Raw genomic sequence first — 15,164 nt, 5'->3', positions numbered from 1 at the left:
GCATACCCCAATCCCCTTTATTCGGCCTTAACTGATTTAAACGCATAGCTAAAATACATTTCAACCCATCAATGAAGATACAAATTGACACCTTTAAGTGTCACTAAGCAGGCTGAGGGATAGGATGATGTATCGATTGAATATCAACGGCTTAATGCCCTTACGATTAATCTTCCATTTATTTCAAAACATTAAAATGTTAACGTGCAATCAAATCTGGGTAAAATTTGCTAACCTTAACCCTAGTGAATTGCATAACGATATCGCCGCTTTTACGAGAGACAGTGTTCTAACCTCCCGCATTCAAACCACACAAGGAATGCCATGATACTCAGCAAAGGCTTTGCACAAGTCGTCCTTTTGGCGCTCAGCAGCCTTTGCTTGACTGCACAGGCCAAAGACCTGCTCGCAGTGGGTTCGAGTTTCAGTCAAATTTTTGAACTACAAGCCAATGGCGAATATACCGGCTTAGGTGTCGATATTTTGAATCGCTTCGCCCAGCAGCAAAGTGTGAACATTCACTATCAAATTACCCCATGGCGCCGCGCTATCTCTATGGTTGAACGTGGCCAAGCGGATATTCTTATTGGTCCCTACGATACCCCAGAGCGTAATGCCAACTTGGTTTTTGCGGCGAAGGCATTTTACCGCGATGATATGGTGTTTTATGCTCGGGCAGACAATGAAATAGTGTGGAATAGCGACTATGCCAGTATTAAAACACAACGGATTGGAAAAATGCAGGGCTGGAGTTATGGCACAAGGTTTACTGAACAAACTAAATCATTAAATATCAATGAATTTGTCGATATTAAAAGTGGCATAGAACGGCTTTCGCGGGGTGATTTAGATTTACTCGCCACCAATAGTCGCAATACAAATGCAGTACTCGCCCAAATCAAAATCCCTAAAGCAATTACGCCAATCATGCCGATAATCGATGTCCGAGATGGCTTTATGGCTTTTCCGAAACAAGCTAAATTTGATCCGCTAAGAACTCGTTTTGACAGCTTCTTCGAGGAGATGATCCAAAATGGCACACTCACGACACTCGGCCAAAAATACCGCGTAACCTTGCCTTACTGATCCGGCCTTACTATTCCCACCAAATCTGACCCCTCTTAGCGATGCTCACACCTGTAATAAAGAGTGATGGGGAACTCTGTTAGCTAAGACAAGCAATCAACTGCAGCTCAATCTCGTCCCAATTGACGTCGTCCATGGTAATCATTTCTAGTCTGGAATCTAAGGTGTCATCGAGTTCAACCACAGTAAACTCATGGTCAATCCAGTTAAATCCCGCAATTCCATCAGTAGTGATCATCACGGCCTTTAATCTAAGCAACACTTGCCCAACGTTGGATGACTGAGCTTGCCGCTGAATAAGATCCATTAATTTATCAAAATCAAATTCTTGACTCGGTTCAAACACCCAGCCGCAGCTAAAACAACCTTCACCTTGATTCTGCTTTCGCACTATACCGCGATCATCAAAATCAAGTGCGGCTTCGATTGCACCTTCGGCAAAGAGGCTCAACTCACTCAAGCGAGAACCACCAGCACGAAACAAGCTTGGGGCAGTCGTCGGTAGGCTCCCCAGCTTTAGGCCCGCGCTAGCATGCCCATTTATATTGAGTGACACGCGCCTTGGTTGGTTAAGATAGTCCAGTAAAGCGCTAGGTAAAGGCTGTTGATTAGAGTGGCTCACTACAGGAATATCAGTACGTTCAATATGGCTTAAATAAGTCTGCAATTCATAGAGTAACTTAGTATTTTCAGCATCATACAAGTCAGACTTAGTTGCGATGATCACATCGGCCACTTGCAACTGTTGGATAAAATTTGCATGTTCGCGATAGCGAGGATCGTGGATCTTACGCGCGTCCACCAAACATAGGGTACTACGCAGTGAAATCACATTCTGATAATGAGGTGCACTCAGTACTTTAATGATTTCATTAGGATGCCCAAGCCCAGTCGGTTCAATCAATAAGCGGTCAGGTTTCGCTTTCGCAATCAACTGATTGATGGCCACTTGTGTCGGTACGCCCGCGGCGCAGCACATACAGCCACCCGCAACCTCACGAATTTGTATGCCGTTATCGGAGGAATTAAGTAACCCAGCATCAATGCCGACCTCACCAAATTCATTGACCAGCACTGCCCAAATTTCATCCGCGGGTTTAGTTGCCAGCAATTGCTTAATCAGAGAGGTTTTACCTACACCTAAAAAACCTGTAATGATATTGGTGGGAATCGCTTTGATAATCATAAGGAAACTCGCTCGAATAGAAAGCTTGGCGCTCGAGTGTAGAAGTATTGGCTTCGAAGCTCAACAAAAAGCGCATCGGTGAGGATGCGCTTTTAGAATAGCGACAGACTATGTAGCAAAATATGCAACTGACAATTCAACTGTCAAATCAACAAACTAGGTAACCGTTAGACGGCTAAACTAATAGGCACTTTGCACTTATTAGCCTTGATTGTTGAGTTTAGCTTATTTTGACTTAGCTTATTTTGACTTAACTTATTTTGACTTATTGGTGCGAGAGCCAAAACCTGACTTATTGCTCACCAAATTCGACTTAGGTTTAGTTGCATTAAACGGCTTACCTGAGCCAGAAGCTGGCTTAGCACGGCTAGAGGATTTATCGGCACTGGTTTTGCTATCCTGCGCTTTACCTTTCGCGTACTTACCCTGACGAGACTGGCCAATAGTACGATCCTGCGGCGCCTTATGGCTCCACTTTCCAATCGGCTTAATCGGTGCCGCGGGCGCATCACGGTAACGGGCAGGCAAAGGCGTGCCTTCTTCATAACCCGGTTGTACCGACACGGGCAGTTTCTGCTCAATCAAAGCTTCAATTTCAGCGAGCATTTCATCGTCAGAAGGTGAAACAAACGAAATCGCGCGACCCGTTAATCCAGCTCGGCCAGTACGACCAATACGATGGATATAGTCTTCGGCGAGGAAAGGTAATTCAAGGTTGATCACCATAGGCAAGGCATGAATGTCTAAACCACGAGCGGCCACATCGGTCGCCACCAGCACCCGTAATTTACCGGCCTTAAACTCTTCCAACACCCGATTACGGGCGCCTTGTGTTTTATCGCCGTGGAATACACCTGCGGCTATGCCATCCAGCTTTAATTCTTGTAATAAATGCTCGGCGCTTTCTTTCGTGCTGGCAAACACCAGCACTTGGCGCCAATTGTTGCGGCCAACCAATTCAGACAACAGCTCGGCTTTGCGACGTTTATCAACGCGATAGACTTCCTGCACAACTGTGGATGCGGTAGTCGTGTCAGCAACATTCACCCACTGAGGTTCATTCAGCATTTTCTCGGCGAGTTGTTTGACGGCATCACTATAGGTCGCTGAAAACAACATGGTTTGATGCTGCGGCGCAATTAAGCGTTTCACTTTTTCAATGTCGCGCACAAAACCCATGTCTAACATGCGGTCGGCTTCGTCGATCACTAATGTGGTAACGCTCGACAAATCTAACTGGAATTGGCCGATAATATCGAATAAACGACCAGGAGTTGCCACCAAAATATCAACGCCCTGCTCTACCCCTTTACGCTGGGGATTCATGTTGGCGCCGCCGTAAACCGCTAAGGTTTTCAGTGGTAGGAACTGGCTGTATTTTTGGATATTTTCGCAGACTTGAATCGCAAGTTCACGGGTTGGTGTCATCACCAACGCGCGTAAAATCGGTTTATCATTGCTGTCGCTTGTTAAAGACTCAGCCGCCAACTTTTCAAGTACAGGCAGAGCAAAGGAAGCCGTCTTACCTGTACCCGTTTGGGCGCAGGCCATAATGTCTTTGCCTTCAAAGGCAAGCGGGATCACTTTCTCTTGCACTTGAGTGAGTTGCTGATAGCCACACTCAGTTATCGCATTCAAAATAGGAGAAGATAAACCGAGTGTTTCAAATTTCATAGGGACTCTTTAGCTAAGTAGTAAAACTTTGATGCGAGGTGATACTCAATGCCCCAATGCGGGGCCGCGGAGTCTAGCAAAATCCGCGGCGTTTTTATAGGCAATTATCGCCACTAAGTTAATATCTCCTCAGACATGGGAGACTAAAAGCGGATCCTGTAAGTATTTTTGGCTAAATTCACCCGCAGGCACAGGTCTTGAGAACAAGTAACCTTGGCCGTAATCACAACCTGCAGCCAACAACACTTGGCACTGCGCATCGGTTTCGACACCTTCGGCAATCACCTTCATTCCCAACTTGTGGGCCATCACGATAATCGCCTCACAGAGAATTTGATCGTTTGAATCGGTATCAATATGGCGGGTAAAAGATTGATCAATTTTAAGATAATCGATATCAAACTTTTTCAAATAGGCAAGTGACGAATAGCCAGTACCAAAATCGTCCAGCGACACTTGCACACCCGCATCGCGGTAGGCCAGTAGTTTTTCGGTTACACCCATACTGGCGTCCAATAACAGGCCTTCGGTAATTTCAACACAGACTCCCGCGCCTGTAATATTAAGATCTTGCAATAACTTCAACCAATCATTGAGCAGCGTGCCTTCATCACGAAATTGGATTGGGGATTTATTGACGCTGATTTGGATTTCAACCCCTAATTCATGACGCCACGCCGCACTCTGGCGAGCGGCTTGCTCGAACACCCAATTGCCGATTTCAACAATCAAGCCGGTGTCTTCCGCAACAGGAATAAACTCTGCAGGCGACACAGCACCACGCTCTGCATGATGCCAGCGGATCAAGGCTTCAGCCTTGGTCACTTCACCCGTTGCTAAGGCAACAATCGGCTGATAATGCAGTTCAAATTCTTTATTCACGACCGCTTGACGTAAGTCTTGGATCAAGCGCATGCGGTATTTGGCGTATTCCTGCATCGATGGGGTGAAATAGTTGAAGCGATTACGCCCTTGATCTTTCGCCGCATACATCGCCTGATCCGCATGCTTGAGAAGCCCTTCAATACTGGTCGAATCATCGGGATATAAAGTAATCCCAATACTGACGCTGATATAAGCGGTTTCTTCCCCTAACACATAGGGTTCGGCAATTCGTCGCAAAATATTCTCGGCGACGCGCTCAATCCCCTTATGGTCTTCCATCGAACTTAACACCACAGTAAATTCATCGCCGCCAAGACGCGCCACGACGTCGGCATCACGCACACAGGATTTCAATCGACTCGCGGTTTCTATCAGCAGTAAATCGCCCATGGCATGGCCTAAGGTGTCATTCACTTCTTTAAAGAAATCTAAATCCAAGAACAATAAAGCAAAGTGGTTGCGATTGCGGTCGGCATTTTTCACTTCACTGCTTAAATACTCCAACAACATGCGCCGATTAGGCAACCCCGTCAGCGTATCGTAGTTAGCCTGTTTCCAAATCAGATGTTCATTTTGCTTCTTATCGGTAATGTCTGAGAACAGGGCAACACGTCGATAGGGATGGCCTTCTTTGTCATTAATGGTATTGATGGTTAACCAGATGACATATTCCTCGCCATTTTTGCGCCGCTGCCACATTTCCCCCTGCCATTGGCCTTTCTCGCGGATATCATTATTCATTTTGGTGTAAAAATCGCGGCCATTGAGGTCACAATAAAGCAGCCGAATATGTTGGTCCCGCACTTCAAATTCGCGATAACCCGTCATCACACTAAAGGCGGCGTTGACGGTAATAATCACACCCTTTTCATCGAGGACACTCATGGCTTCTGAACTGTTATCGTAAACCAGTGCCGACAATTTTAAGGATTCTTCGATAAGTTTTGCGTCGGTAATATCGGTATAGGTTCCGCACATACGCAGAGCATTGTTGTTTGCATCTCTGCTCACGACTTTACCTGTATCAAGGATCCACCGCACCTTACGGTTTACGGTATTTAAGCGGTACTCCATCTTATGTTGCGCCGTTTCGCCACGAATATGGGCCTCAATCGAATGCAGCACTTTAGGCCTGTCTTCGGCGACTATCGCATCCATCCATTGGCGACTATTAGCGTTGAGCATATCAACATCGCAGCCAAGTATATCGGCGCTGCGGGCGTTACGTTCGATACGATCATTACGAATATCCCAATCCCACACCCCAAGATCGCTACTGCTCAACACCAGTTCGAGTTGTTCACGGCTAGCGAGCACCTCTTGGTCAGCAATGGCCTGTGAGGTGATATCTAAATATCCAGCAATAACAAGCAACACGGCATTATTACCACCGCGCTTACAGGCGACTGTCATATGGGTGTAAACCACGCTGCCGTCTTTAACGATAAAACGTTTATCCATCTCGTAATTATCGATATCCCCCCGCAGCATAAGCTCAAATTTCAGGGCATCCGCTTCTAAATCATCGGGATGAGTAATTTGTGCCCACGTCATCCGTAGCAATTCAGCTTCTGAATACTTGAGCATTTGACATAACCGGGGATTCACCTTTATCCACTTTTGATCTATCCCCGTTATTGCAATACCAATATTGCCCGCGTTGAATTGGCTCCTAAAAAGAAAATCATCCTGCAGACGAATTTGTTCATCACGCTCTAATTCAAAACGTCGCGATAACAAGCGGCTCAATAGCCAAGTCGCAATCGGGAAAATGGTCAATACTGGGAGGGTCACTTTGGCGAGTAATGGCATTGCTATGCCATCGGGTAGAAATAAGAACCACAACAACATCACGATATGAACGGTATAGGCAAAGAGAAAAATTTCTCCACCTGAAATATTGGCTAACAGAGACTTACGATATTGACGCCAGATCACCCCGATTAAACCGGATGACACTATCACGCCGACGCCAATCCATATACCAGCGCCACCGATACTGATGCGATACAGCGCCGTCATCACGACAGCCACTAAGGTCGGTAAACCACCGAAAAATAGACCAGAAATACAGAGAATAACCGAACGGGTATCAAAGAAAACGCCAGGCAAATATACCCAAGGCGTACTCATAATAGTGATACCAATACCACCGATGAGCATCCCAATAATGATGCGCCACAGTAAAAAATACTGCCGCTGGTGTTTTTTAGGGATCACATCGTACAAAAATACCAACGCCAGCAATAAAGCCGCATTTTGTACTAACGGAAAGAGAATACCTTTATCCATAACTCAGAGAGCGACTCCAAAAATGAGGGGGCTTGATACCATTTTAACATTCCCCCACAAGTGTAGCAGAATCACTTAGAAATCATGCGTTAATTCCTTTTGCCGCATCACACTTTGGACTTACCACATTACATTTTGCAATAGAGTTGTTGACGATATTGCTCTGCAATAGAATGCCAGTCAAAACGCTGTGCCATGGCCGCAGCACGCACTTGTGGCCATGTTTTCCCCTCGAAACAAGCAATGGCTTGCGTCAACCTTTGCAAAAACGCTTCAGCCTGCTCATTTAAGCTATTGCCGTTAAAAGCAAAACCATTAATTCCATCCTCAACGGTATCCTTTAAACCGCCTACACTATGCACTAAGCATGGCTGTCCCGCGCGCATGGCCAACATTTGACTGATGCCACAGGGCTCAAAGGAGCTTGGCATCAAAAATAGATCGCCATGCTGATACAGCGCTTCGGATAACGCCTCGTTGTATCCTTGCAAAAATAATAGGTTATCGTATTTAGCCCCTAACGCTTGGAAAGACTTAGCAATCGATGCATCGCCACTGCCGAGTAAAATCAGCAGCGCCGTCGGTTTTGTTTGCTTCAATGCTTTAAGTAAGGTTTCAAGCACAGATAAACCCGAGGGTAATTGATGGCGCAGCAATAATACTTTTTGATCGGTCAAACGGCCCACCGAAGTCAATAACAGACTCGGTACTTGCTCCGCCATCGCTTGACGCCAATGGGCTTGGGTGCGGACAAAAGCAATCATGTCCACGCCACTCACTTGCGTTTGATGCCCCTGCCATTGTACTAACGCAGTTTCAATCGCACTGAGCAATTGCTTGAACTCGGGTACTTGAATACGCGCAGGTGGCTTAGCGGGTAAATCCGATACTGACGAATATACACAGCCATTTAAAATCCCCACCACTTTGTCATCATTGGCCTTGACCTGTAAGTCTTGCTCTAACCCTTCGCCACCAAAGAATCCCGCTTCGGGTCTGGAGGGCTGCAACACTTCCTTGGCATAACTGGGTGAGACTAAATGCACTTTGTCGCTCAGCACTATGCCCATGCGCATAGGGTTAACACAGTAGGGATAACGGGGATCAGTAATTAACTGTTTTTGCCCCTGCGTCAAAGTGGCAAACAGCTCGGGAAACCAAGCCGCAAAGGAGGATGAGTCTTGGCTTAAGGGACGTATCCCCTGCAGTGCAAGATTGTGGATAGAGAACACACACTCAATTTCTTTGAGAACACTGAACTCAGGCACGAATACTCTTAACATAGCTAAGCAGCCCGCATGCCAGTCATGTAAATGCAGCACAGTCGGCATAGGCACTCTACCAGAAACTAATGCTGTCGCGACGCTCGCGCAAAGGAAAGCAAACTTAGTCGCATCGTCGGCGAAAGGACGCTCGGCACTGCCTTGGCTATAAATCTGCCCAGGTACGGATTGCCATAATGCATGTTCGAGCAGATAAATCATCGCCTCTGGCACATGGGGATGGGGCATGGAAAACAAATGCACCCGCTCCAATCGACCACCAAAGGCCACAGTTAACTCACCCAGATCTTGGGGTTGATTCGCTACCGCAGTCAAAAAGCCATAGCTTGGCATGATCACATCGGCGCACAAATCAACACCCGCCAGAGCGGCAGGTAAATCACGGATGACATCCGCCATACCGCCAACCTTAGCGCCCGCAAGGGCACCGTTTTCAGCCGCGACCATCAAAATGCGTTGTTTCAATTAATTGGATACTCCCGCTACTTCAACTGTGCAGCTTTTATTAAGCTGCCTATACCTAAGCCATTTTTACTTTAATGATCAGTTTACTTTAATGATCAAAGCACTATTCATAGCCTACAGGCAAACCTAGCATGTCACGGGTCACTAAGGTGACGCCTTTTTCCGACACCCTAAAGCCTTTAGCTCTGTCGTGATCATGGTTATAACCTATCACCATGCCTTCGGGAATAATGCAGCCACGGTCAAGTATCGCATTCTTGATTTTGCAATGGCGCAGCACGACTACATCGGGTAGCACTACTGAATCTTCAACTAACGAATAAGAACAAACGCGCACTTCGTTAAACAATACACTACGGCGCACTGTCGCCCCCGAAATAATACAACCGCCCGAAACAATCGAGTCCAACGCCATACCGCGTCTATCATCGTCATCAAACACAAATTTAGCGGGTGGTAATTGTTCTTGGAAAGTCCAAATTGGCCATTTCGCATCGTACAAATTCAGTGCTGGCGTAGGCGATAACAGTTCCATATTCGCTTGCCAGAAAGAGTCTAGCGTACCCACATCGCGCCAATAGGCTTGCTCGTTCGGGAAAGCGCTCTTAAAGGGATAGGCGAACACATTATGTTTTTCGATGATCGCAGGAATAATATCCTTACCAAAATCGCGATCTGAGCTTTCGTTTAAGGCATCTTTCTTGAGCTGGTCAAACAAAAACTCTGTGTTAAACACATAGTTGCCCATAGATGCTAAACACATTTCAGGATTACCCGGAGAATGCTTAGGTTGCAGCGGCTTTTCTTCAAAGCCTAAAATGCGCATCTCTTCATCGACTTCCATCACCCCAAACGAACCCGCAGCTTCGGCAATCGGCACTTCAAGGCAAGAGACAGTCATATCTGCACCCGACTCGGCATGGGCAGCTAATAACCCAGCATAATCCATGCGATACACGTGATCGCCAGACAACACCATCACGTATTTAGGCAGCTCGTGGCGAATGATATCGATATTTTGAAATACCGCATCGGCCGTGCCTTGGTACCAGTTTTCCGAATAGCGTTGTGAAGCGGGTAAAATCTCCACCGACTCGCCCAGCTCCTTCTTAAAATGGCCCCAACCGCGCATCACATGGCGGATCAAAGAATGCGACTTGTACTGAGTCACAACCCCGACACGACGAATACCCGAGTTAATACAATTTGAGAGCGGGAAATCGATAATACGAAACTTACCACCGAAATACAGTGCAGGTTTAGCACGCCAATCCGTGAGTTCATGCAAGCGAGACCCGCGCCCACCAGCTAAAATCAACGCATAGGTTTCACGAGTTAAATTACTGATATAACGAACATTAGACATAGGCTCTTACTCCGAAATCGGCAAACTGATTGCCCATAAATGGCTTATCGATACGGCAGATACTGCCGTACTCCCCTGAGTATTTCTCACTTGCATTCCCCATTCCTTCCATTGATTACTGCATTCCTTTCAAACACTTATACTCAACCGCTATAACAAGACTTATAACCCAGAGCCCAGCCCTTACAGTTTCCAAATTTCATCGCGATAACCTGCGATCGTCACATCACTCGAAAAACGTCCGCTGGCGGCGGTATTGCGAATACTCATCTGCGTCCACACCTGCGGATCTTTATAGGCCCGCGCCACGGCTTCTTGCACGACTCGGTAACTGTCAAAGTCGGCGGCCGTCATCCATTGATCGTCGCTGCTTTCGATGGCGGCAATAATGGGATCGAAAATCCCCGGCTCAAGCAGATTGAAGTGACCACTTTTGAGTAACTTCATCACCTCAGATAACGCCGGTGAATCGTCAATAATGCTGCGCGGATGATAATGGTTACGTACCTGCGAGACCTGCTCCGCATTGAGTCCAAACAGGAAGAAGTTCTCAGAGCCCACTTCCTCTAACATCTCGATATTGGCGCCATCCATAGTGCCGATTGTCAGGGCGCCGTTCATCATGAACTTCATATTGCCCGTGCCCGATGCCTCTTTGCCCGCGGTTGAAATTTGCTCGGACAAATCAGTCCCCGGACAGATTTTTTCCATGGCGCTGACGTTGTAGTTTGGTAAGAAAGCAAAGCGTAGGTAAGGCGTCACCATAGGATCGGAATTGACCATATGAGCAACATTGCTGGCGAGCTTGATGATCAACTTAGCCATAAAGTAACCGGGCGCCGCTTTACCGCCGATCAATACACAACGTGGCACCATGTTTTCGGTGTGGCCTTGCTGGATCTGATGATAGAGATGAATCACATGCAATATGTTGAGTAACTGACGTTTATATTCGTGAATACGCTTCACTTGCACGTCAAACAGCATAGCCGGATCGAACTCAACTCCACATTCCTTAACAATCATCTTAGCCAGCAAAGCCTTGTTGGCTTGCTTCACATCACGCCATTTTTGGATAAACGCATTGTCCTGTGTGAGGGCATTGAGCGCCGTTAACTGGCTTAAGTCTGTCACCCATTCTTGACCTAAATGGGCGGTCAGTAACTTAGCTAAGGCAGGGTTACAATGGGCAAGCCAACGTCTTGGCGTCACACCATTAGTGCGGTTATTAAACTTATGCGGCCACAACTCATAGAAATCCTTAAACAACCCAGATTTGAGTAGTTGCGTGTGTAAACCCGCGACACCGTTGACCGAGAAACTCGCCACAATCGCCAAATACGCCATACGCACATGGGGATGTGGACCATCTTGAATAATTGACATACTCGCCAATTTCTCACTATTTCCTGGCCAATGGTGGGCGACTATATCTAAGTAACGGGCGTTGATTTCATAAATGATTTCTAAGATGCGTGGCAGCATTTGCGCCATCATACGCACGGGCCAACGCTCTAGTGCTTCAGGCAACAGGGTATGGTTAGTGTAAGCCATGGTCTGACTGGTAATAGCCCATGCACTGTCCCATTCCAAACTGTATTCGTCGATCAATAACCGCATCAACTCAGGCACGGCAATGCTAGGGTGAGTGTCATTCAACTGCATGACATTTTTAGCGGCAAACTGCGTAAAATCATGACCATGACGACTCACCCAACGTTTGAGTAAATCCTGCAAGCTAGCGGAGGATAAAAAGTATTGCTGACGTAATCGCAGCTCTTTGCCGTTCTCGCTCGCATCATTTGGATAGAGCACCATAGTGATCTGCTCGGCCAAGTTTTTACGGGCCACGGCTTCCGTGTAGTCGCCTTGGTTAAACTCAGCTAAATCAAAATCATCGGTCGCTTCAGCCTTCCACAATCTCAGGGTATTTACCCGCCCATTGCGATAACCGGGAACTGGCATGTCATAGGCGACGGCGAGCACATCTTGGGTTTCAACCCAAATAATGTGCCGACGGCCTTGTTTATCGACATAGGATTCAGTGTGGCCAAAAAAAGGCACAATCACGTTGTGGGTAGGGACACGCACTTCCCACGGATTGCCTTCGCGCAACCAACGGTCAGGGCGTTCAACTTGGTAACCGTCGACTATCTTCTGGGCGAACATGCCATATTCGTAACGTATGCCATAGCCTGTCACTGATAAGTCCATGCTGGCGCAGCTATCGAGGAAACACGCGGCTAATCGACCTAGGCCGCCGTTGCCTAAACCGGCATCATGTTCGGCCTCTTCTAACTCTTCTAACGATACGGCATAGTTGCTCAAGGCATCACGGCTATCTTGTTGCAAATCTAAACTCAGTAGTGCATTACCTAGTGCACGGCCCATCAAAAATTCAAGGGATAAATACGCCACTTGCTTGCGCTTAAAATGGCTGTCATCCACTCGAGTCTGACGCCAATTATCTAGCATCTGTTCTTTCACGCTGTAAGCTAACGCTTGAAATAATTCGCAGCTCACGCCTTCGCCACGGCTGAGTCCATAACGTAAATGGCGCTCAAAGGAAGCGGGCAAAGCATCGCAGGGTTCACAAGGCTCAGCGGCTTTAGACTTAGTCTGACGCTTAGCGGGCGCCTTCTTGCTCGCTGCTTTTGACTGAGCTAGTGTTACTGGTTTTTCGCTGGTATTGGGGCTCAGCTCGCTTTTGTCACTCATAGTTAATTCCTTCATTTCCTATAAAATCAGCATGAAAAAGCATGAGACTACGATCTTGCAGTAAGTATCGCGTCGCAGAGATCTGAACATCCAGCGGCTCAGTTTGGGTATGAATAAGGCATTGCCACGGACTCAAGTGCTCGAAAGTCGGCAGGGTAAAAGCGAGAGGATTGTCGTCGGCATTAACCATCAACAGCAAAGCTTGCTGCTTGCCTTGATCTTCTAAATCACCGGAAAGCACCACAGACAAACTGCGGCACATAGATTCGGTCCACAAGCTCTTGGTCATTTGTTCACCTTGGCGACTAAACCAATCTAATCGAGTACCAATATCGGCTAAGGATTCAGCCAATAACTGTTCGTGAATGAAGCGCTTAGCACATAACAGCGGGAAACGTTTCCGCAGGGCAATAAGCTGTTGAGTAAAGGCCAACAGCTCAGTGTCCATGCCCTTTGCCGACCAATCAAACCAGTTCAGTTCATTGTCTTGGCAATAGGCATTATTGTTGCCTTGCTGAGTGCGGCCTGTCTCATCACCGCTCAACAACATAGGCACACCTTGAGATAAAAATAGCGTAGTCAATAAGTTACGTTGTTGACGACTGCGAAGTTCTAGAATTGAGCTATCTTCGGTTTCCCCTTCAATCCCATAATGATGGCTGAAGTTTTCTTGGTGACCATCGCGGTTATCCTCCCCATTTGCCAAGTTATGGCGCTGGGTATAACTCACTAAGTCTTTAAGGGTAAAACCGTCGTGACTGGTTAAAAAATTAAGACTGGTCGCAGGTGGACGGCCACTGTGCTCAAAAAAATCCCCCGAGCCGTGAAAACGCCGAGCAAATTCGGGCAACATGCTGTGATCGCCGCGCCAAAAGCGGCGCATAGTGTCTCTATATCTGTCGTTCCATTCACTAAAAGCCACGGGGAAATTGCCCAATTGATAACCGCCAGGGCCAATATCCCAAGGCTCAGCAATTAATTTCACTCGGCACAAAACAGGGTCTTGCAACAGCGCATCGAAGAAACCTGAGCCGGGATCAAAACCATAGGCTTCGCGACCTAAGCAAGCCGCCAAGTCGAAGCGAAACCCATCGACGCCCATGATTTCTACCCAATAACGCAGCGAATCTAGTACGAGCTGTAACATACGTGGATGATTGATATTTAAGGTGTTTCCGCAACCCGTATCATTAATATAAAAACGCTTATCATTCGGATGCAGACGGTAATAACTGAGATTATCTATGCCACGAAAACTAAAGGTCGGCCCAAGTCGACTCCCCTCGGCGCTGTGGTTATAGACCACATCGAGGATCACTTCGATACCTGCGCCGTGAAGTGCATCCACCATGGCCCGAAACTCACCAATGTTGTCGGATGATAGATAACTCGGCTCAGGGGCAAAAAAACCGATACTGTTGTAACCCCAATAGTTAGTGAGCTTTTTCTCGAGCAAAAATGGCTCAGTGAAAAAGGCCTGTACAGGAAGTAACTCGACACACGTCACCCCAAGTTCGGCCAAATAATCGATAGCCGGCTGAGTCGCTAAGCCCGCAAAGGTGGCACGTTTATGGGGTTCAATCTCAGGATGCACCGCCGTAAAGCCTTTAACATGCATCTCATAAATGATACTGCGCTCTAGAGGTTTGGGCTGAAACCTCGTCGCAAGGGGCTGAATCGACTGCTTGGCAGCTATCTCGATTAATGGACGAATGTCCACGACCTTGCATTTTGGCACATAGGCAGCGTTATCTAACTTGCTGAAAGATAAGTCTTCATCCATGTGGTTCAGCTCGTAACCATAGTTAGACTCATGGTCGCAATATTCACCGACGAGCTGGCGCGCATAGGGGTCGAGCAATAATTTATTGGGGTTAAATCTGTGACCAAGCTGAGGCTCATAGGAGCCATAAACGCGATAACCGTAGAGTTGCCCCGCCTTAAGCCCTTGCACAAACACATGCCAGATTTGCTGGGTTTGTTCAGTTAACGCAATACGCGCGACTTCTTGCTCGCCATTGTCATCAAATAAACATAACTCAACCGCTGTGGCGTTAGCTGAAAATAACGCAAAATTGACGCCATCGCCCTCAACATTAGCACCGAGCGGAAAAGGCTCACCTACCCCTAACGCCCATTTTTCGCTTTGAAATGGGTGTTTTTTAGCGTCAGGGTTGAGCTTGATATCATCAGCCGTGGGCTTTTGCAT

8 protein-coding genes are annotated in these 15,164 nt (G+C 47.1%); 1 reads left to right on the top strand and 7 read right to left on the bottom strand.

Annotated features, from left to right (window positions below; all coding sequences use genetic code 11):
- The first annotated feature begins 324 nt into the window (after window positions 1-324).
- Window positions 325-1,086 carry a transporter substrate-binding domain-containing protein gene (locus KO533_RS04865; RefSeq protein ID WP_219253091.1) on the top strand — a complete coding sequence of 254 codons (762 nt, stop codon included), beginning with the start codon at window positions 325-327 and terminating at the stop codon, window positions 1,084-1,086.
- Window positions 1,087-1,165: 79 nt separating this feature from the next.
- On the opposite strand, the gene KO533_RS04860 is transcribed toward KO533_RS04865, so the two are convergent.
- The 7 genes from KO533_RS04860 to glgX all read right to left on the bottom strand — a co-directional run bounded on the left by KO533_RS04860 (window position 1,166) and on the right by glgX (window position 15,164).
- Window positions 1,166-2,272, bottom strand: coding sequence for a GTP-binding protein (locus tag KO533_RS04860; protein ID WP_219253088.1), 1,107 nt, complete (start codon window positions 2,270-2,272; stop codon window positions 1,166-1,168).
- Between the two features lie 255 nt (window positions 2,273-2,527).
- Window positions 2,528-3,946 carry a DEAD/DEAH box helicase gene (locus KO533_RS04855; protein ID WP_131522993.1) on the bottom strand — a complete coding sequence of 473 codons (1,419 nt, stop codon included), beginning with the start codon at window positions 3,944-3,946 and terminating at the stop codon, window positions 2,528-2,530.
- A gap of 129 nt (window positions 3,947-4,075) precedes the next feature.
- Window positions 4,076-7,123: an EAL domain-containing protein gene (locus KO533_RS04850; protein ID WP_219253086.1), complete on the bottom strand. Its 3,048-nt coding sequence runs from the start codon at window positions 7,121-7,123 to the stop codon at window positions 4,076-4,078.
- 128 nt (window positions 7,124-7,251) lie between these two features.
- On the bottom strand, window positions 7,252-8,871 hold the full coding sequence (locus tag KO533_RS04845; protein WP_219253084.1) for a glycogen/starch synthase: 1,620 nt from the start codon (window positions 8,869-8,871) through the stop codon (window positions 7,252-7,254).
- 103 nt (window positions 8,872-8,974) lie between these two features.
- Entirely contained in the window at window positions 8,975-10,237 is a 1,263-nt protein-coding gene (gene glgC / locus KO533_RS04840; protein ID WP_006085131.1) for a glucose-1-phosphate adenylyltransferase, read from the bottom strand.
- 183 nt (window positions 10,238-10,420) lie between these two features.
- Window positions 10,421-12,955 carry a glycogen/starch/alpha-glucan phosphorylase gene (locus KO533_RS04835; RefSeq protein WP_219253082.1) on the bottom strand — a complete coding sequence of 845 codons (2,535 nt, stop codon included), beginning with the start codon at window positions 12,953-12,955 and terminating at the stop codon, window positions 10,421-10,423.
- Window positions 12,948-15,164: a glycogen debranching protein GlgX gene (gene glgX / locus KO533_RS04830; protein ID WP_173246012.1), complete on the bottom strand. Its 2,217-nt coding sequence runs from the start codon at window positions 15,162-15,164 to the stop codon at window positions 12,948-12,950. Before glgX ends, KO533_RS04835 begins: the two co-directional genes overlap by 8 nt.

It is taken from the genome of Shewanella sp. NKUCC05_KAH (assembly GCF_019345585.1).
GTDB lineage: Bacteria > Pseudomonadota > Gammaproteobacteria > Enterobacterales > Shewanellaceae > Shewanella > Shewanella oncorhynchi.
This window is presented reverse-complemented; position numbering and strand designations above follow the sequence as displayed.